The 18,224-nt window shown below is 71.8% G+C and carries 18 protein-coding genes; 7 read left to right on the top strand and 11 right to left on the bottom strand.

Going from position 1 to position 18,224, the window contains the following annotated elements; all coding sequences use genetic code 11:
- Window positions 1–71: 71 nt before the first annotated feature.
- From ACIA8F_RS00580 to ACIA8F_RS00565, 4 genes are all read right to left on the bottom strand, one after another.
- On the bottom strand, window positions 72–515 hold the full coding sequence (locus ACIA8F_RS00580; protein WP_399375970.1) for an ester cyclase: 444 nt from the start codon (window positions 513–515) through the stop codon (window positions 72–74).
- 110 nt (window positions 516–625) lie between these two features.
- Window positions 626–1,330 carry a 3-oxoacyl-ACP reductase FabG gene (gene fabG / locus ACIA8F_RS00575; RefSeq protein WP_399375969.1) on the bottom strand — a complete coding sequence of 235 codons (705 nt, stop codon included), beginning with the start codon at window positions 1,328–1,330 and terminating at the stop codon, window positions 626–628.
- 87 nt (window positions 1,331–1,417) lie between these two features.
- Window positions 1,418–2,071, bottom strand: a complete 654-nt coding sequence (locus tag ACIA8F_RS00570; RefSeq protein ID WP_399375968.1) for an HAD family hydrolase — start codon at window positions 2,069–2,071, stop codon at window positions 1,418–1,420.
- Complete coding sequence (locus ACIA8F_RS00565; protein WP_399375967.1) at window positions 2,068–3,084, bottom strand: AfsA-related hotdog domain-containing protein; 1,017 nt, start codon at window positions 3,082–3,084, stop codon at window positions 2,068–2,070. Before ACIA8F_RS00565 ends, ACIA8F_RS00570 begins: the two co-directional genes overlap by 4 nt.
- 214 nt (window positions 3,085–3,298) lie before the next feature.
- On the opposite strand from ACIA8F_RS00565, the gene ACIA8F_RS00560 reads away from it, so the two are divergent.
- Window positions 3,299–3,946, top strand: a complete 648-nt coding sequence (locus ACIA8F_RS00560) for a MerR family transcriptional regulator (RefSeq protein WP_399375966.1) — start codon at window positions 3,299–3,301, stop codon at window positions 3,944–3,946.
- Here ACIA8F_RS00560 and ACIA8F_RS00555 read toward each other — a convergent pair.
- Complete coding sequence (locus ACIA8F_RS00555; RefSeq protein WP_399375965.1) at window positions 3,934–4,578, bottom strand: class I SAM-dependent methyltransferase; 645 nt, start codon at window positions 4,576–4,578, stop codon at window positions 3,934–3,936. The two genes, ACIA8F_RS00560 and ACIA8F_RS00555, sit on opposite strands and share 13 nt — an antisense overlap.
- A gap of 217 nt (window positions 4,579–4,795) precedes the next feature.
- Here ACIA8F_RS00555 and ACIA8F_RS00550 point away from each other — a divergent pair, with 217 nt between their 5' ends.
- The 4 genes from ACIA8F_RS00550 to ACIA8F_RS00535 all read left to right on the top strand — a co-directional run bounded on the left by ACIA8F_RS00550 (window position 4,796) and on the right by ACIA8F_RS00535 (window position 10,232).
- Window positions 4,796–5,461 carry a DedA family protein gene (locus ACIA8F_RS00550; protein WP_399375964.1) on the top strand — a complete coding sequence of 222 codons (666 nt, stop codon included), beginning with the start codon at window positions 4,796–4,798 and terminating at the stop codon, window positions 5,459–5,461.
- Window positions 5,462–5,584: 123 nt separating this feature from the next.
- Window positions 5,585–7,816: an MMPL family transporter gene (locus tag ACIA8F_RS00545; protein WP_399375963.1), complete on the top strand. Its 2,232-nt coding sequence runs from the start codon at window positions 5,585–5,587 to the stop codon at window positions 7,814–7,816.
- Between the two features lie 251 nt (window positions 7,817–8,067).
- Complete coding sequence (locus tag ACIA8F_RS00540) at window positions 8,068–9,003, top strand: hypothetical protein (RefSeq protein WP_399375962.1); 936 nt, start codon at window positions 8,068–8,070, stop codon at window positions 9,001–9,003.
- Complete coding sequence (locus tag ACIA8F_RS00535; protein WP_399375961.1) at window positions 9,000–10,232, top strand: lactonase family protein; 1,233 nt, start codon at window positions 9,000–9,002, stop codon at window positions 10,230–10,232. The genes ACIA8F_RS00540 and ACIA8F_RS00535 overlap by 4 nt, the downstream gene beginning before the upstream one ends.
- A 99-nt stretch (window positions 10,233–10,331) precedes the next feature.
- On the opposite strand, the gene ACIA8F_RS00530 is transcribed toward ACIA8F_RS00535, so the two are convergent.
- The 6 genes from ACIA8F_RS00530 to ACIA8F_RS00505 form a co-directional block, all read right to left on the bottom strand.
- Complete coding sequence (locus ACIA8F_RS00530) at window positions 10,332–10,997, bottom strand: 4'-phosphopantetheinyl transferase family protein (protein WP_399375960.1); 666 nt, start codon at window positions 10,995–10,997, stop codon at window positions 10,332–10,334.
- Entirely contained in the window at window positions 10,994–11,833 is an 840-nt protein-coding gene (locus ACIA8F_RS00525; protein WP_399375959.1) for a BTAD domain-containing putative transcriptional regulator, read from the bottom strand. The genes ACIA8F_RS00530 and ACIA8F_RS00525 overlap by 4 nt, the downstream gene beginning before the upstream one ends.
- Window positions 11,834–11,853: 20 nt before the next feature.
- Window positions 11,854–12,681 carry a UbiA family prenyltransferase gene (locus ACIA8F_RS00520; RefSeq protein WP_399375958.1) on the bottom strand — a complete coding sequence of 276 codons (828 nt, stop codon included), beginning with the start codon at window positions 12,679–12,681 and terminating at the stop codon, window positions 11,854–11,856.
- Between the two features lie 228 nt (window positions 12,682–12,909).
- Window positions 12,910–13,608: a response regulator gene (locus ACIA8F_RS00515; protein WP_399375957.1), complete on the bottom strand. Its 699-nt coding sequence runs from the start codon at window positions 13,606–13,608 to the stop codon at window positions 12,910–12,912.
- Window positions 13,592–14,497, bottom strand: coding sequence for a sensor histidine kinase (locus ACIA8F_RS00510; protein WP_399375956.1), 906 nt, complete (start codon window positions 14,495–14,497; stop codon window positions 13,592–13,594). The genes ACIA8F_RS00515 and ACIA8F_RS00510 overlap by 17 nt, the downstream gene beginning before the upstream one ends.
- A 364-nt stretch (window positions 14,498–14,861) precedes the next feature.
- Complete coding sequence (locus tag ACIA8F_RS00505) at window positions 14,862–15,473, bottom strand: MerR family transcriptional regulator (protein WP_399375955.1); 612 nt, start codon at window positions 15,471–15,473, stop codon at window positions 14,862–14,864.
- Between the two features lie 330 nt (window positions 15,474–15,803).
- Between ACIA8F_RS00505 and ACIA8F_RS00500 the strand changes: the two genes are divergently transcribed.
- Entirely contained in the window at window positions 15,804–17,525 is a 1,722-nt protein-coding gene (locus ACIA8F_RS00500; RefSeq protein ID WP_399375954.1) for a sensor histidine kinase, read from the top strand.
- An 8-nt stretch (window positions 17,526–17,533) separates the two neighbouring features.
- Window positions 17,534–18,193, top strand: a complete 660-nt coding sequence (locus tag ACIA8F_RS00495) for a response regulator (protein ID WP_399375953.1) — start codon at window positions 17,534–17,536, stop codon at window positions 18,191–18,193.
- Window positions 18,194–18,224 lie beyond the last annotated feature (31 nt).

Raw genomic sequence — 18,224 nt, 5'->3', positions numbered from 1 at the left:
CGCTGGAAATGCACGCAGGCCGCCGAACCCGTGGGGTGTTCGGCGACCTGAGTGGTGGGGCGGTGAAGGGGTTACGCCTGGGTGCCCGTGGGCGGCAGCTTCAGTTCGACGGCGCCGATCTGGGCCAGCAGGAACAGGTCCTGGCGGCAGGCCCAGTGCTCGTGGACGAGGCCGTCGTCACCGACGCGGTAGATGTGGATGTGCTCCACGTCGACCTTGTTGCCGGTGCCCTCGAAGCCGAGGAAGTTGCCGGTGTGGATTCCGGTGAACCGCACCCGGATCACGGCCCTGTCGCCGTCGGCGAAGGAGTCGAGGTGGTCCCAGCCGGCCTCGGAGAACACGGAGTTCATCCAGCGGGCGGTGCCGAGGTAGCCGTCGGGGCCGCCGGGGGTGCCGGGCGGGGCCTCGTAGTCGACGAAGTCGGGGGCGACCAGCCGGTGGGCGGCCTCCGCGTCCAGGTCGTTGAAGATCCGGCCCATCTGGTGGGCGATGTCGAGGACCTTGTCGTTCGCCATGGGTTTCCTTTCCTACGGGGTGGGGTGACGGGTGGGATGTGGCGTGTGGGGGGATGACGCGTGGGGGGACGGCGCGCGCGGGGACGGTGTGCGCCGGTGGGCGGGGGCGGTCAGTGGCCGACGCCGAGGCCGCCGGTGACGGGGATGACGGCCGAGGTGACGTACGAGGCGTCGTCGCTCGCCAGGAACTTCACGACGCCGGCCACTTCCTCGGGCCGGCCCGCGCGGAACAGGGAGGTCTGGCTGAGCAGGTGGTCGCGGCGCGGGCCGGTGACGTCCTTGACCATGTCGGTCTCGATGAGCCCCGGCGTGACCACGTTGACGGTGACCTTGCGGCGTCCGACCTCCAGGGCGAGGGAGCGCCCGAAGCCGATCAGGCCGGCCTTGGAGGCGGCGTAGTTGGTCTGGCCGGGGGCGCCGGCCAGGGCGCTCACCGAGGCCACGAGGATGATCCGGCCCCAGCGGGCCTTGACCATGTCCGTCAGGCACTCCTTGGTGACCCCCACCGCCGCGAGCAGGTTCGTCTCGATGACGGCGCGGAAGTCCTCGGCCGTCATGCCGAGCAGCAGCTCGTCGCGGGTGATGCCGGCGTTGGAGACCAGGACCTGGATCGGCCCGTGCTGGATGCGGGCCTCTTCCACGGCGCGGTGCACGGACTCGGGGTCCGTCACGTCGCAGCGGACGCCGAAGAGCCCTTCGGGCGGCTCGCCGGTGCGGTAGGTGACGGTGACCTTGTCGCCCTGGGCGGCGAAGGCGCGGGCGGTGGCGAGGCCTATGCCTCTGTTCCCGCCGGTGACGAGCACGGAACGGCTCACGGTGTGGGGCTCCTTATCGGGGGGTCGGACGACGACGCGGCGACTGGGCCGGCTGCGGGGCGGGCTACGTACGGGCTGCGGCCTGGGCTACGTGCGGGCCGCGGCCAGCAGGGCGTTCAGCCGGTCCGCCGCCGCGCCCGTGTCGGTGAAGTGGATCGCCGTCCAGCCGGCGGCCTCGGCTCCGGCGACGTTGTGCGCGAGATCGTCGATCAGGACGCAGTCGGCGGCGGGGACCCCGGCCCGCTCCGCGGCGAGCGCGAACATGGCGGGCGAGGGCTTGCGGTGGCCGACCTCGAAGGAGAGCAGGACGTCCTCGAAGAGCTCGTCCACGTCGACCATGCGGCGCCAGTGGGCGTCCCAGGTGGGGACCATGTTCGAGACCATCCCGACGAAGGCTCCGGACTCGCGCGCCTTGCGCAGCTCGGCCACCCACGCGTGGTTGGTCTCGCGGCCGTCGAACCAGGTGTCGGCGAGGGTCGTCAGCTTGCGGCCGGTGATCCCGTGATCGGCCGCGAGCACGGCGGAGATCTCGTCGAGCCACGCCTCCTCGGTGATGAGGGGGGTGTCGATGGGTTCCATCGGGTCGGTCGTGCCGTAGCGGGCGGTGACCTTGCCGAGGGCCTGCCCGAGGATCTGCTGGTCGAGGTCCTGCGCCGCGCAGAAGGCGGCCATCGTGTGGGAGATCGGGGGTGTCAGGACACCGCCGAAGTCGGTCCAGACGGCAATGCGCCGCGTACTCACAGTTGGCTCCCGGATGCGGTGGTGACGGTGACGTGGGCGATCTGCTCGCCGGCCTGGACGAAGCGCACCGGAACGGTGCCGGGCGCGCCCTCGGTGAACTCGTCCCCGGAGGGGAGGTCCGCCGCGGCCAGGACGGTGTCGTCCAGTTCGGCGAACCGGTCGAACCGGGCCTCGAAGCCGACGGCGTACGTGGCCAGGGGTTCGCCGGTGGCGACCAGGGCGAGCTGGCGGGCGGCCTCGACGAGGGTCATGGCGGGGAGGTGGTCGTAGACGTGGTCGAAGAGCGCGCGGTTGTCGAAGCGGGGCGTGACCCGGGCCGTGAACCGGGCCGTGACCGGCTCCGGCGCCCGCTCGGCGCGGGACAGCACGACGTTGAGGGGGTTGCCCCGGCCGACCTGTTCGGGCCGCAGCTGTCCGCTGCCGTCGTCGCCCGGTCCGTGGCGGCCGTAGTCCGAGGTCAGGGGCGCCGGGGTGCCGCGCTGGGCGTGCCGCAGCACTTCGTTCTCGTGCGGGTTGAGGAAGAGCACGTCCATCTCGTGCTCGCCGACCTCGACGCCGTCCATGAAGTACCGCTGGGCGACCATGCCCTTGCGGACCCGGCCGCGCCGGTTCGCCTTGCCGGAGTACTCGGTGTCGATGCGCAGCCGTCCCGGCTTCGGGCCGGTCTTCAGCGCCGCGAGGCCGTACAGGTTCATGCGGAAGCTGTCGACGATCATCGTGGTGCCCTGGGACAGGCCCATGTGGGCGTGCGATCCGGCGATCGCGGCCTGGCGGCCCGACTCCAAGAGCAGCAGGGCGTCGTAGAGGGCCGGCTGCTGCACGTGGTCGCTGTAGTAGCCGTGCGTCAGGGGCAGTTGGACCGCGGTGCGCACGCGCAGGGCGGTCAGGGGCCGGATGTCGGTGACGAAGACCTCGGAGACGGCGGCCCGGTGGACCAGGGAGCGGTCCACGGTGCGTCCGTAGGTGAGATCGCCGGGCTCCGAGGGAAGCTCCGGAACCACTTCTGTGGTCATACCTGATTCCTTCGGCTGGGTTCTTCGGCCGGTTTCTTCGGCTTCCGAGAGGGGAGTTTGGGTACGGACCGAGCCTTGCAGTCCGGCATGGAAGCGTGATCGTGCGCAAATTCAAGACCGATAAAAGCTGGGCAATTCGCGGATGCCGTGGACCGTGTCCGGGTTGTGGTGGCCGGGGGGTAAACGCGGAGGGGAAACGCAGTATCCTGGTGGAATGCGTATCGGAGAGCTGGCGCGGAGTACCGGAGTTTCGGTAGCGACGGTCAAGTACTACGCCCGTGAAGGGCTGTTGCCGTCCGGAGAGCGGACGAGCCCCAACCAGGTGAGCTACTCCGAGGCGCACGCGCACCGGCTGAGGCTGATCCGGGCGATGCTGGAGGTCGGCGGTCTGTCGATCGCCGCCGTCCGCGAGGTGCTCGCCGAGGTCGACTCGCCCCACCGCACGGTCCACGGCATGCTCGGCGTCGCCCAGTCCGCGGTCACCCGCGCCGTGGCCGACCCGAATCCGGACGGCGACTGGGCGGGTGCCGAACGCGCCGTCGAGGAGCTGGTGCGGCGCCAGGGCTGGGCGGTCAAGCCCGAGAACCCGGGCTGGAAGGCGCTGGTCCAGATCGTCGTGACCTACCGCGACCTGGGCCGGGGCGATCTGCTGGCCCTGCTCGACGAGTACGCGGCCGTGGCCGGACGCCTGGCCGGCGCCGAGCTGGCCGCCCTCGCCCGGGTGCCCGGTGTGGACGGGAAGGTGGAGGGCGTCGTCCTCGGCACCCTCCTCGGCGACGCGGCCATGTCGGCCCTGCGCCGCATCGCTCAGGAGGACGCGTCGGGGCGGGTGTCCGCCCGGGCGGAGGATCAGGCGCTGTAGGCGAGCGCCGGTGCGGATGCGGGTGCCGCCAGGGCCAGGTGGTGCACGTGGGCGGGCGGGACGTTCAGCAGCACCGTCTCGGTGCGGAACCGGTGGCGCCGCAGGGTCCGTTCCAGTACCGCCTGGGTGCCCAGGGTGCGTTCGCGCGTCTCGCCCGAGGTGAGGGCCCGGCGCAGGGGCGGGATTCCGGCGTACGCGAAGAAGGACAGCGTGCCGCCCGGGTTCAGGGCGTCCAGCAGCTGTTTGAGGATGTCCTCCACGATCGGGGCCTCGAAGTTCGCGAAGGGCAGGCCGCACACGATCGTGTCGTACGCGCCGAGTTCGTGGTCCTGGACCAGGCCCGGCAGCAGGCCTATGCGCGGGTCGTCCCGGTAGGAGTGCCGCAGCAGGTCGGCGAACCGCGGGTTGGGCTCGATCAGTTCGAGGGTGTCGAGGGGTCCCAGCGCCGGCTGGATGTGCCGGGTGACGGCGCCGGTGCCGGGGCCGACTTCGAGCACGGCGCGCGGCCTGCCCGGGCTGGGGATCACGTAGCGGGTGAGGGCCCGGGCCAGTAAGGGACTGCTGGGAGCGATGGCTCCCGTGTCCCGCCGGGTCCGGGCGAACTCCTTGAGGAACAGCATCACGTCGGTCATGTGCGCCTGCCCTGGGCTGGTCAAAGGTGATAGTGAATCTATCGATACCTTAGGTTACAGTTCATGTGGAGGCGCGTTCGTCCGCTGCCGTTCCGACGCTAATGACCTGCCGACCTGGGGTCATCACTCACCAATGACCCGGCGCATGCCTCGAAAGTGGTAGCGCCGGCAGCCCCCGGACCCCTCGTGGCCGGGGTCGAAGGGATGGAGGAAGGCCGTGGACATCAACGCGATCGTGGCCTGGGTCGACGTCACCTCCGGCATGGCGGGGAACCTGTCGGCCTGGGCCTGCTGGGCCTACGCGATCCTGGCGATCACGACCCTGCCGCCGCTGCTGCCGAACAGCGTCCTGCTGGTCACCAGCGGGGTGCTCGCGGCGCAGGGGGAGATGTCGATCGTCCTGGTCGTGCTGTCCGTGGCCGGCAGCGCGCTCCTCGGTGACCTGCTGATACACCGCCTCGGCCGGATCCTCGGGAGGCGGGCGCGGCTGGGCGCCGTGACGCGCGGACGGCGCGGCGAGCTCTTCGAGTGGATGTCCGGGCAGGTGCGCCGGCGCGGGTTCCCCTTCGTGGTCGGCGTGCGCTTCCTGCCGAGCGGACGGCTCCTGGGCGGGCTCTCGGCGGGCGCCGCCGGGTACCCCCTCGGCAGGTTCGCCTCCGGGGCCGCCCTCGCGGAGCTGATATGGACCGCGTACTCCGTGGGGGTGGGCTATTTCGGCGGCGCGATCAGCGACGACCCGGTCCACTCGGTGGCCATCGGTCTCGGACTGTCGCTCGTGGTGGGAGTGGCCGCTTCGCTCGCGCAGCGGCGCACCACCCGGCTCACCACCCGGCTCACCCTTTCCGTGCGCGGCGCGGCCGGGAATGTGTCGAAAGAGGTATAGCGAACAACCCGAATGTGCATTCCGCGGGATGACCGGCTCTGAAAGAGTCGTGAACCGAACCTGCGCGGGGTCGGACCTATTCAGCAAGCCTCAGCACAAGCGATACCAGCCAGGGAGAGAAAATTGTTTGCCGCCATCGGAGCATTCACCGCGCGGCGTCGCAAATGGGTCGTGATCGCGGCGGTCGTCTTCACGCTGTTCGCCGGCGTGTGGGGTACCGGCGTCTTCGGCTCGTTCACCGGCGGTGCCGGATTCGACGACCCGGCCAGTGAGTCGGTCGAGGCCGACAAGGTTCTCGACGGCCCGCTGGGACGCGAGTCCAACGACGTGATCGTCCTCTACGAGTCGAAGACCGCCGGCCGGACCGCCGAGGAGTTCGGCGGCGCCGTCCGCTCGGCGCTCGACGGGGTCCCGCGCGGGGGCATCGCCCGCCTGAACTCCTTCTGGGACCCGGGCACCCAGGGCGCCGACGCCTACCTGTCGCGGGACCACACCCGCATGTACGCGACCGTGCAGTTCGCCGACGACAACGACCAGCACCAGGTCGAGGCGCTGACGAAGATCAAGGAGCGGTTCGAGGCCGACGGGGTCACCGCCCGCTTCGGCGGCGTGGCCGCGATGACCGAGCAGGTCAACGCCCTGACCGGCTCGGACATCGCCCGGGCCGAGATGCTCTCGATCCCGATCCTGCTCGTCCTGCTCGTGCTGATCTTCCGCAGTGCCGTCGCCGCGCTGCTGCCCCTGGCGGTCGGCACCTTCGTGGCGCTCGGCTCCTTCGTGGTGCTGCGCGTGCTGACGATGTTCACCGAGATCTCCAGCACCGTCATCAACGTCATCACGATCCTGGGCCTCGGACTGGCCATCGACTACGCGCTCTTCCTGGTCAACCGCTTCCGCGAGGAACTGCACGCCGGCGCCGACGTGGACACCGCGGTACACCGCGCCACGGCCACGGCCGGACGCACGGTCGCCTTCTCCGGGCTCGCCGTGGCGATCTCCTTCGCGGGCCTGGCCCTCTTCCCCTCGCGGTTCCTGTCCTCGATGGGCTACGCCGCCGTGGCCGTGGTCTCCTTCGCGGTCATCGGCTCGCTGACGCTGCTCCCCGCGCTGCTGCGCTACACGGGACACCGCATCGACAAGTGGCGGGTCCCGCTGCCGGGCGGCCGGGGCGCGGCGGCGAAGCCGCTGACGCAGGGGCGCTGGTACCGGACCGCCCACGCGGTCATGCGCAAACCGCTGCTGTCCTCGCTGGCGATCGTCGCCGTCCTGGTCGGCCTCGGTGCGCCGCTGCTCGGCGTCAACTGGGCCCGGCCGGGCGAGTGGGTGCTGCCGTCGAGCGGGGACGCCAAGGTCGTCAGCAAGACCCTGGCCGCCGACTTCGACACCAACCCCGGCCGGATCATGACCTCGGTGGTCCGCTTCGACGGCCCGGCCGACCGCGGCGCGGTGCAGGCGTACGCGGACCGGCTGGAGCGGGTCGAGGGCGTGACGTCCGCGACGCCCACGGCCTTCGCGGGCAACGACGCCCGGGTGACGGTGCGGTACGCGCCGGACCCGATGTCCCGCCCGGCCGTGGACCTGGTCCACGGGGTCCGGGACACCGCCGCGCCGGAGGGCGCGAAGACCCTGGTGACCGGGATGCCGGCCTCCCGCGTGGACATCGTCGGCATGATCGGCGGACGTCTTCCGTGGATGGCCCTGTTCGTGGCGGTCGTGTCCTTCCTGGTGCTCTTCCTGGCCTTCGGCTCGGTGCTGCTCCCGCTCAAGTCCGTGATCCTGAACCTGCTGTCGCTCCTGGCCACCTTCGGCGCCATCAAGTGGATCTTCCAGGACGGCCACCTCTCCGGGCTGCTCGGCTTCGAACCCATCGGGGCCGTGGACGCCAACTTCCCCGTCCTCATCGTGGCGATCGCCTTCGGCCTGGCCATGGACTACGAGGTCTTCCTGCTCTCCCGGGTCCGCGAGGAGTGGGAGGCCAGTGGTGACCCCGTGGAGTCGATGGCCATCGGGCTCCAGCGCACCGCGAAGATCATCACCAGTGCCGCGCTGCTGCTCGTCGTGGTGGTCGGCGGCTTCACGACCTCGTCCATCCTGTTCATGAAGATGATCGGGGTCGGCCTGGTGATCGCGGTGGTCGTCGACGCGACCGTGGTCCGGGGCCTGCTCGTGCCCGCCACCATGGCCCTGATGGGCAAGTGGGCGTGGTGGGCACCGGCCCCGCTGGCCCGCTGGTGGTCCCGCTACGGCTTCCGCGAGTCCGCGGCCGAGGAGCGTACGGGCCCTGCGCCGCAGGACGGCGCCGCCCGCGCCGGCGACACCGCCGGAGCCGCCCACGCCGCCGAGGCCGGGCGATGACCACGGCCCGGCCCGCCGGAGCGTCCGCCGCCGGGCGCCCCGCGACCGCGAAGGGGGCCGCGGAGCCGGAGGCGGACATAGCCGCCGGCGCCCCCGGCCCGACACCACGAACCGCCTCGGAGGGGACGGCCCCCCGACCCCCCTCCGAGGCCGCCCACGGGGCCGCGACCGGGCCGGCTTCCACCGGCCCGGCGATCCCGCAGGCAGCGCCGCGCCCCGTCCCCGGATCTCCCCCGTTCCGGTCCAGGGGCGTGGCGCTGGTCCTGGCCGGGGAAGCCCGGGAGGCCGGAGGTGAGGCGGATCGGGCCGAGGCGGACCGGGCGGATGCGGGCCGGGCCGAGGCCGACCGGGTGGATGCGGGCCGGGTGGAGCTTGTCCGTTCGGGGGCCGACTGGGCCGTGCGGGCCCGGGCGGAGGCCGAACGGGCCGAGCGGGCCCGGGCCGAGACCGACCGGGTGCAGCACGCCGGCGCCGTCGCCGCCTGTGTCACCGCCGTCCTGGCGGCCCTGTTCGGCGACTGGGGGAGCTGGTCGGCCCCCCTGGGCGACGGCCTGCCCGGGTTTCCGCTGCCCTGGGGGGTGACCGCGGGCCCGCCCGTGCTCCTGGTCTCGCTGGCCGGTGTGTTCGTCGGCTGGGCCGGCGCCCCCTCCTTCGCCCGGACATGGGCGCACACCGCGGCCGGACTCGCCGCCGCCACCGGCCTGCTGGCCCTGCCGCGGGGCGGCTGGGGGGCCGACGGCGCCTGGGCCGCGCTCTCGGAGGCCGCGCACGCGGGGCTGTTCGGCGTGCTGACGGGGTGGGTGCCCGCCCTGGCCGCCTTCGCCGTCACCCGGCGGCGGGCCCGCCGGAGCACCGGACTGTCGCCCTACGTGTGGACCACCGGACTCGCCGCCGTCGCCCCGCTGCTGCTCCTCGGGTTCGGGGTCCTGTGGTCCTCCGCCGAGCCGCCCGGCGGGTGCTCGGCCGCAGGGTGCATCACGGCCCGCGCCGGACTGCTGTTCACCGGCGAGGTCAGCCTGCGCATCGCACTGCCCGCCTGGGCGGCGTCGGTCGCGGTGCTCGCCCTGGCCCGCCGCCGGGCCCGGATCAGGAACCTGCGCACCGGGTGGCAGGTCCTGCTGGCCCTGGGCGGCGGAGGGCTCGCCGTCCTGCTCGCACCCGGGCTGATCTTCGGAGCCGCCCTGTGAACCGCCGCTCTTCCCTTCCTTCTTCCTCTCCTTCTTCGTCTTCCGCCTCCTCCTACGACCGGCGCGGATTCCTCGCGCTCGCCGGGGCGGGCGCCCTCGCGGGGATCGGCTGGACCGGCATGTCCACCGCCGCGGGCGAAGCACCCCGTCCGGATGCCCGCCACGCCTACATCGGCGGCTTCACGATCGGCGAGTACGGACTGCCGGGGCTTCCCGGCATCGGCATCGCCGCCGTCGGCGCCGACGGCCGGCTCGACGTCAGGAGGTGGCAGCGGGGGATCGAGAACCCCTCCTTCCTCACGCTCGCGCCCGACGGGTCCCGCCTCTACGCCGTCAGCCAGCTCCCGGACGGAGCCACCGGAGCCGTCCACGCGTACCGGATCGACGGGGACCGGCTCCATCCGCTCGGGATCCCCCGCTCCAGCGCGGGCGCGGCGCCGGTGCACCTCGCGGTCCATCCCGAGGGCCGCTTCCTGCTCACCGCCAACTACGACTCGGGGCACATCGCCGTCCTGCCCGTCGCGGCCGACGGATCGCTGGCCGAGGCCGTGACCGTCGTACGCCACGACGGCCGCGGCCCGCACCCCGAGGAGCAGCGCGGCCCGCATCCGCACATGATCGCCTTCGATCCGGCGGGCCGTCGGGTGCTGGTCCCCGACAAGGGCGACGACCACGTCCACGTCTACGATTTCGACTCCGCCACCGGCGCCCTGCGCCCGGCCGGCCGGGTCCGGCTCGGCAGCGGCATCGGCCCGCGGCACCTGGTCTTCCACCCGCGCGGAGACCTCGCCTACGTGACCAACGAGCTCGGGCACACCGTCACCGTGCTGTCCTACGCGGCCGGCACCGGAGAGCTCCGCCCGGTCTCCCACGCATCCGTCGCACCGCCCGGGATCAACCCGCGCAACGCCCCCTCCGCCGTGCACCTCACGCGCGACGGCGGGCTCCTGATCACCGCCGACCGGGGGCTCGACACCGTCGAGTCCTTCCGGGTGGGCAACGCGGGCCGCAGCCTCGCGCTCGTGGAGTCCCAGCCCGTCACCGCCAAGGCGCCGGGCACCCGCTGGCCGCGGGACGTGGCCCTCGACGCCTCCGACCGGTACGTGTACACGGCCAACCAGGCCGGGCAGTCGGTCAGCGCCTTCCGCCTGGACCCGGCCACCGGCCGGCTCACCCCGGCCGCGCCCCCGCTCCCGGTACCCAGCCCCAGCTGCGTCCTGCTGCGCTGAGGGGTCGACCGGCAGGAAGGAGGGCGGCCCCCGGAACTTCCCGGGGGCCGCCCTCCTTCCTGCTGTCCTCTTCCTTTTGTTCTCCGGCGCCGCCGCCCGTCAGGGCCGCCACGGGGCGACGGTGACCCGTGCGTCCGCGCTCGCGGACGCCACCGAAGCCGCGTATCCCTCGGGGGAGCGGATGCTGCGCACGTACCAGTCCCGGGCCGAGCCCGGGACGAGGGCGGCCCGCCAGGGCCCGAAGGCCTGCCCGGTGTAGCGGGGCGGGTCGCCCTCCAGGCCGGTGCCCGCGGCCTTCACGAGCGCCTCGGCCCGTGTCCACTGCTCGAAGCCGTGGGTCGTGCGCACGCCCTGGACGCAGGGGATGCGGCTCCAGTCCATGTGCGGCCGGACCCGCTCGATGTCCACTCCGACCGGGACGTCCGGGTTGTCGCCGATCGCGACGACCGCGTACGCCGCCGAATGGGACAGGCTCACCGACAGGGTGGTCCCGTCCGGTGCGTAGGGCACGGGCCGGCCGTGTTCCCGGCTCTCGCAGCGGGCGCAGGACCGGCGGAAGGCCACCTCGGCCGGGTGGATGCCGAGTTCCCGGCCGAGCAGGCTGCGGTAGACGTGGTGGATGGCCAGGTAGCGCAGCCGGTCGGTGGCCCGGCCGAAGCGGGCCAGCCGGTGCCGCTCGCGGGCGTCCATCACCGCGTACGCCTCCTCGTACGGCGCCCAGGCCGCCGCGTCGGCGGTGGGGACGGTCCAGATCCGGATGCTCACGCGGCCGCTCCGCCGGCCAGGATGTGGTGCTGGAGGCGGCGCAGGTCGTCGGAGGGCTCCAGGCCCAACTCCTCGGCCAGTACGTTGCGTACGTGGTGGAAGGCGCGCAGGGCGTCGCCCCGGCGGCCGCTGCGGTACAGGGCGTCTATGAGGCGGGCGTGCAGCCATTCGTTCAGCGGATCCACCGCGACCAGCCGCAGCAGTTCCGGTACGACCTCGCCGTGGCGCCCCAGGACCATGATGACCTCGACCCACAACTGCTGTGCTCGGGACCGGAGTTCCTCGATCCGGGCGCCGTGGCCGGTCAGTACGCGGCCCCGGCTCACATCGGCCAGGGCGCGGCCCCGCCAGAGGCCGAGCGCGGTGTCCAGCCGCTCCAGCGCGGCTTCGGCGTTGCCGGCGCGCAGGTCGGTGCGGGCCTGTCCGTACAGCTGGGTGAACTGCTCCAGGTCGAGGCGGCCGGGGGCCAGGCACAGCGCGTACCCCGTGCCCTCGGTGGCGATGACGCGACGGACGTCGGCGGCGCCCAGTTCCCGTCCCAGCTCCTGGCGCAGGTGGTAGATGTGCGTACGGACCGTGCTGACCGCGGTGGGCGGCGGCGATCCGTCCCACAGCTCCTCGACGAGCGTGTCCACCTCGACGATGTCGCCGGCGCGGACGGCCAGCAGGGCGAGCAGCTTGCGCACCTTGGGGCCGCGCGGGCGGTGCGCCGAGGGGCCGTTGACCGCTTCCAGCGGGCCGAGGATGCGGATGCCGAAACCGTCGTGGCCCAGGGCGGTGCCGGTTCGCTCGTCCGGGCGGGCGGCCGCCCGGGGTGGGATCTGACTGTGCCTCACTGTGGTTCCCCCGTTGTCGTTCAGCCGATGGGCTGGGCGAAAGCGACGAGATGCGCCGCGTACTGCGTGACCATGAACATCCGGTAGGGCAGCCTGCGCCGGGAGCGCGAGTGGTCCGCGTGCCCCGTGAGCGCCGCGGCCGCCAGAGCCAGCGACCCGCCGAGCACGACGAACGCGGGGGCCAGCAGCTGCGGTGCGGACAGCACGAGGGCGGACACCAGCAGCCCCGCCCCCACCGTCACGGCGCTCACCGAGACGACCGCGGCCGTCCTGGCGTACCCCCACAGGACCGTCCAGTTGCGGCGGCCGTGCCGGGCGTCGCCCGCGGCGTCGGAGAAGTCCTTCGTGACGGCGCCGACCAGCCCCATCCACAGGCACATCGCGGTGCAGAAGGCGATCAGCGACGGCGAGACGGGGCTCCCGGAACACACGGTGCCGGCGGTGTAGGTGAGACCGCCGCTGGCGATCACGGTGGCCATGGTGCCGGGGGTGCTGGTCTTGAGGGCGATGCCGGGAGCGGAGTAGACGAATCCGAGGAGGAGCATGCACGCGGTCGCCGTGAGCATGGCCGGACCGATCCACGCACCGCCGGTCAGTGCCACCGCGCCCATCACCTGTGCGGTACGACGGGCGTCGGCCGGCGACAGCGCACCGCGTCCGATGGGGCGGGTGGAGCCGTTGGCCCGGTCCTCGTCGACGTCCGTCACCCCGTTGAAGAGGTAGACGGACGTCGCGGCCAGCAGCCAGACGCCGGCTCCGCCGAACAGGGCCGGGGGCAGCGTCAGATAGGACGTGGCGCCGGCCGTGGCGGCCAGCAGGAAACGCATCAGGAAAATTGCCTGCACCACTGCCCGGGATTCCTGGAAACAGAGCAGGAGGATCCGGATCCATTTCAGGGAAGCGGACGAGGGCGATACCGGTCTTGTGGAACGCTCAATTCCATGGGAAATTATGGGCGTCTTTGTCGACATGGCTCGAATATATTTGAATGCCCCACCCCCGGGGCAGACCCGCTGGGGGTAACCCCAATACTCTCAAAGAGGCATGCGGGAGGGCCTGTTGTGCGGACTTTGGTGTTACCTCCTTCCGGCGTTCGGCCCGTCCTCCGGCCCCGGCCGCCTGATGAGCCGGGCATCAATTGCCTTGTTCGCCGCGTCGATTCGTGAGATGGCGCCGAGTTTCTCGAATACGTTGCGCAGGTGCCGCTTCACGGTGCCCTCGGTGATGCGCAGCCGGACGGCGATCTGCCGGTTGCTCAGGGCGGCGGCGACGAAGGTGAGCACCTCCCGCTCGCGCGGCGAGAGGGTCTGGTGCGAGGTGCTGAACCCGACGGTGGGAACGCCGCTGCTCGGCAGGGCGATCGTGACGTGCGGATCGCGCGTGGCGGTGTTGCGCAGCGCCGCGAGCAGCGATTCGCGCGGGACGCTCTTGTGCAGGTAGCCGCGGGCTCCGTGGGCGAGCAGTTCCTGCACCAGCTGGGCGTCGCTGTGCATGGTCAGGATCAGTACGTGCAGCTGGGGGAAGCGCGTGGTCAGGGCGCGCACCACGGTGGGCGCGTGGTGACCCGGCATCTCCACGTCGAGCAGGACCACGTGGGGCCTGGTGCGTTCCACGAGCTCGGCCAGTCCCTCGGAGGTGTCCGTATCGGCGACGACGGTGAGGTCGTCCTCCGAATCGATCAGCTCGCACAGGGCCCGGCGGAGCAGTGAGTGGTCGTCGACGGCGATGATACGGAGGGGCTCGGCGGCCGGGCGCTGCTCAGTAGGCGTGTGCATGGTTCTCCGTGTCGAAGGGGATGGACAGCGTGATCGCCGCCCCCTGCCCCGGAGAGCTGTCGATGGTGAGCCGGCCGCCCAGCAGTTTGGTGCGCTCGGTCAGGGAGGACAGCCCGTTTCCCCGCCGCTGGGCGTGCGGGTCGAAGCCCTTGCCGTCGTCGCGCACCGAGGCGTCGACCCGGCCCGCCTCGACGCGGACCGCCATGTCGATGTGCTGGGCGCGGGAGTGGGTGAAGGCGTTGCGCAGGCATTCGCGGAGCATGAGGTAGAGGTCTTCGGTCAGTTCGTCCGGCAGCAGGTCGCCCGGGTCGGTCACGTGGATGTCGACCCGCAGGTCTTCCATGGCCATGGCGTTGACGAAGGCGGAGAGCGAGACGTAGAGGGACTGGGTGGCTTCCGCCCGGGTCCGCAGGTCCGTCACGATGTCCCGCGTCGTGTACAGCGTCTCCAGGATGGCCTGCTTGAGGGCCGCCAGCCTGGTGTCCGTTCCCGAGGGCTGCCGGGTGAGCTCGTAGAGCTCCAGCTGGCGCAGGGCGAGGCTGGCGGAGCTGCCGATGCGGTCGTGGATCTCGCGGGCCATGCCGTCGCGGCCGTGCCGGGTGGCGTCGCGTACGACGTCGAGCAGGAAGAGGTCGTGCCCGGTCGATCCGGCTTCCAGCCGCTGGGTGATCGACGACTGCAGTACGGGCAGCATCTTCATCAGGCAGTTCTGGTCGTCCGGCCGGCCCGAGGCGATCCGGATGAGGTGGCTCGTGGCGACCTGGAAGAGCAGGGCCCCGGCGCGTACCGAATGAATGGGTGCGATTCCCTGCGAGATGCGGGCGCCGCTGAGCCTTCGGGTCTTCGCGATGAGATGGGTGTCGAGGGGTTCCTCGGTGCCGTCCTCCATCGCGCGGAGGCATTCGGCGAGAATGTGCTGGGCTTGTTCTCTGCAGGTGGCCCATGCTTCCGCATTCGAGCCCAATGGATTGTGGTGCTCGATCAGGGTGCTTCGGTAATCCTCGAGTAAATCCGGTAACTGGTCCTGGAATTTCTTTGCTAAGCCCACCCCCCTTTGTCTTGTGTCGTGCGGTGCTTCGATCCCGTATCCGTCTGGGTTGTACCGCAAGATCCCCCGCCCTTGCTGTAGCCCGAAGTCGCCCTCCCCTTGCGGTCGTTCAGTCTGAAGGAGGAGGCTCCAGTGATCACCAAACAGCATGCACGTCAACAGTAGGGGCGTCAACCTTAAGGTACTTACTGGACGGTAGTTGCGGTTACGGACATTCGGACGGTTCTTGGGAGGAAGCGTGCTCGTGGATAAGGCGGCGCAGCGCGGAGAATGCGACGTCTCCGAGAACGGTTCCCGTCACCATGTGAGCGGCCGCGCTCTCCGGATCGGGCTGTTCGTGCAGGAGGCGGACCTCGGCGGCCACAACCGGTTCCAAAGCGTCCGCATAAGTGTCCAGAAGGCGCAGCAGATCGTCATGTCCGAGCCACTCCACCGCGACGAGAGTCTGTGTCAGGGTCTGCCACGCCGGATTCTCCGGACTCACCCGCCACTTCCGCGCCCGGGCCAGTGCGTGAACGCGCTCCCGGGCCCGGTCCCAATTCTGGTCGTGCGCCTCCGAGCCGGGCGAGGGCAGGGCGTACTGGATGGTCCCGCACAGTTCGCCGATCGGCGGCGGCGCCATGTCGATCTTCCGCACCACGCGGCGGGCGGAGGAATAGGAAAGGCCGCCGACGTCCAGCAGGGTTCTGACCAATACGGCTCTGCGCACATGGGATTCGTCGTACGCGGGAAGAGCGGGGAGCAGTCCCATGCGCACGTAAAGCTGGAGGACCCGGAGGGGTATGTGGATCTCGGCGCTCAGTTCCGCTAGCTGCACGCCCCTTCCACCCGCCGATCTTCGCCGTCGCCGGTTTCCCTGCGTGATCCATTCCTTCTGGTCATGGCAGGACCTTAGGTAGGAGAGAGGAGGCTCACAAGGCGGAGCGGCCCGACGGCGGGAATGCTGCCTCCAAAGAGGTAGGGGAGTACTCCCCTTAGGAGGAAGGCGGCCTGTACCGGAGAAGCCGGAAGCATTGCCCCGGAGGCACGCAAGGGCCGCACCCGGGCCGTACCACCCACGGTCAGAGCTGTGCCAGAAGACTTTCGTTGCGCAGGGCGCGACGAAAGAGGGCGGTCCGGCGCCGGGGCGGTGTCTAGGGTCGGGCGGGTGGATGTGACGGCGAGGGTGCGTGCGGGCCGGGACTGGCTGAAGGGGCCCGAGCCCTGGACCCGGCGGATGCTGGCGGGGGATCTGGCGCTGGCCGGGGTGCTGGTGCTGCTCGGGCTGGGGGTCGAGGAACTCGACAAGGGCTCCGCGGGGCGGATGCTGGCCAGTGCCGTGGCCGTGGTGCTGCTGACCCTGCTGCGGCGCCGGCTCCCGGTGCTCACGCTGGTGGCCGGCTCGGCCGTCGGCGTGTACCTGCCCGGGGCCTTCCTCGTGGCGATCCCGCTCGGCTGGTCGGCGGGACGGCGCATCGTCGGCGTCGGCCGGGCCCTCGGCGCCTTCACCGCCGCCTTCGTCGCGGCGATCGCCCTCAACATGGTCAGGGAGTGGTCGCAGGGGCGGCCGCTGCTCATCGCCGTCTTCAGCACGCTCATGTTCCTGGCCATGGTGGTCATGCCCGGACTGGCCAGCCGCTACTGGTCCCAGCGCAGCACCCTGCTGCGCGCCCTCCAGGAACGCAACGCCCAGCTGCTGCGCGAGCGGGCGATGGTCGCGGGGCAGGCCCGGCTGCGTGAACGCCAGCGCATCGCCCAGGACATGCACGACAGCCTCGGCCACCAGCTCGCGCTGATCTCGGTGCACACCGGTGCGCTGGAGGTCGACCCGGTCCTGACCGACCGGCAGCGCGAGGCGGTGGGCGTCCTGCGCCAGGCCTCGGTCGCCGCCATGCACGAGCTGCGCGAGGTCGTCGGCATCCTGCGCGACGGGGTGGAGGCGCCCCGGCCCGTGGAGGAGGCGCAGCCCGCCGCGCGCGGGGTGGCGGGCATCGCCGGGATCGTGGAGTCGGCACGCAGCGCGGGGACGGAGGTGCGCCTCACCACGGCGGGACAGCCCAGGCCGCTGGTCGCGGCGTGCGACCACGCGGCGTACCGGATCGCGCAGGAGGCGCTGACCAATGCCTACAAGCACGCACCGGGTGCGCCGATCACGGTGGAACTGCGCTACGAGGACGACTCCCTGGTGGTGGAGATCGCCAACGGCCCGGCGGCCGGCCCGGGCGCCGGTGAGGTGGTGTCCGGCGGGCAGGGGCTGACGGGCCTGCGCGAACGGGCCCGGCTGGTCGGCGGCATGGTCTACGCGGGGGCCGTGGAGGGGGGCGGATTCCGGGTCGCCGGGGTGCTCCCGTACGGCACCGAGCCGGCCGGGGCCGAGATCACCGGAGCCGAGGAGAGCGCGGCGGGCGGGGCCGCGGGCGGGGTCGCCGACGACTTCGGACAGCAGCTGGGGACCCGCTCGGGCGGCGCCCCGGAGCCGCTGGACTGGGCCGTGATCGACCGGAAACTGCTGAGCGGGGGCACCCGGTCCGGGGGAGTGGCCATGGGCTGCGGGATCGCGGTCGCGGCCGTGGTGGTCCTGTTGATCGTGATCGGGGCCGCGGTGGCGCTGCTGATCGGCTCGGTGAGCGATGCGACGATCAGCCGGGAGGACTACGACGGCATCCACGTGGGCGAGCCGGAGGACACGGTACGGTCGCGGCTGCCCGGCGGGGACAGCATCCTGACCGAGGGACTCGAACGGAAGGGGCCGCCGCGCCCGCAGGGCGCCACCTGTGTGGCCCTGCTCGCGGACGACGGCACCGAGGAGTGGGGCACCGACAGCGTTTTCCGGTTCTGCTTCAAGGACGGCAAGCTCGTCGAGAAGCAGGCGTACCAGGCCAAGCAGTAGGAGCAGGGGTGACAGCCAAGGTGATCCGCGTGGTGATCGCTGACGACGAACCGCTGATCCGGGCCGGGATCAGGATGATCCTGACCTCGGCGGCGGACATCGAGGTCGTCGCCGAGGCGGCGAACGGCCGGGAGGCGGTGGAACTCTCGCGGGCGCACGCCCCTGACGTGGTGCTGCTGGACATCCAGATGCCGGTGATGGACGGGCTGACGGCCCTGGCCGAGCTCGGCCGGGCGGTCCCCGGGGTGCGGGCGCTGATCCTGACCACCTTCGGGGAGAAGGAGAACGTGCTGCGGGCGCTCAGCGGCGGCGGCGCCGGGTTCCTGCTGAAGGACTCGGCGCCCGGCGAACTCATCGGCGCCGTACGGGCGGCCGCCGCGGGGGACGCGTACCTCTCCCCGGCGGCGACCCGGCACGTGGTGGACCAGATCGCCTCCGGCCGGACGGACGGCCGCGAGGAGGAGGCGCGCCGCCGGGTGGCCGAACTGAGCGAGCGCGAGCGCGGGGTGCTCGCGCTGCTGGGGGAGGGGCTGTCGAACGCGGACGCGGGACGGCGGCTGCACATGAGCGAGGCCACGGTGAAGACGTACGTGAGCCGGATCCTGGCGAAACTGGAATGCGAGAACCGGGTGCAGGCGGCCCTGCTGGCCAGGGACGCCGGGCTCTAGATACGGTCGGGCCGAAATCCGATGGCGATCA

It is taken from the genome of Streptomyces sp. NPDC051563, assembly GCF_044454225.1.
In the GTDB taxonomy this organism is placed as follows: Bacteria; Actinomycetota; Actinomycetes; order Streptomycetales; family Streptomycetaceae; genus Streptomyces.
Note: the sequence above shows the minus strand (reverse complement) of the source record. Positions and strands in the feature narration are given on the sequence as shown.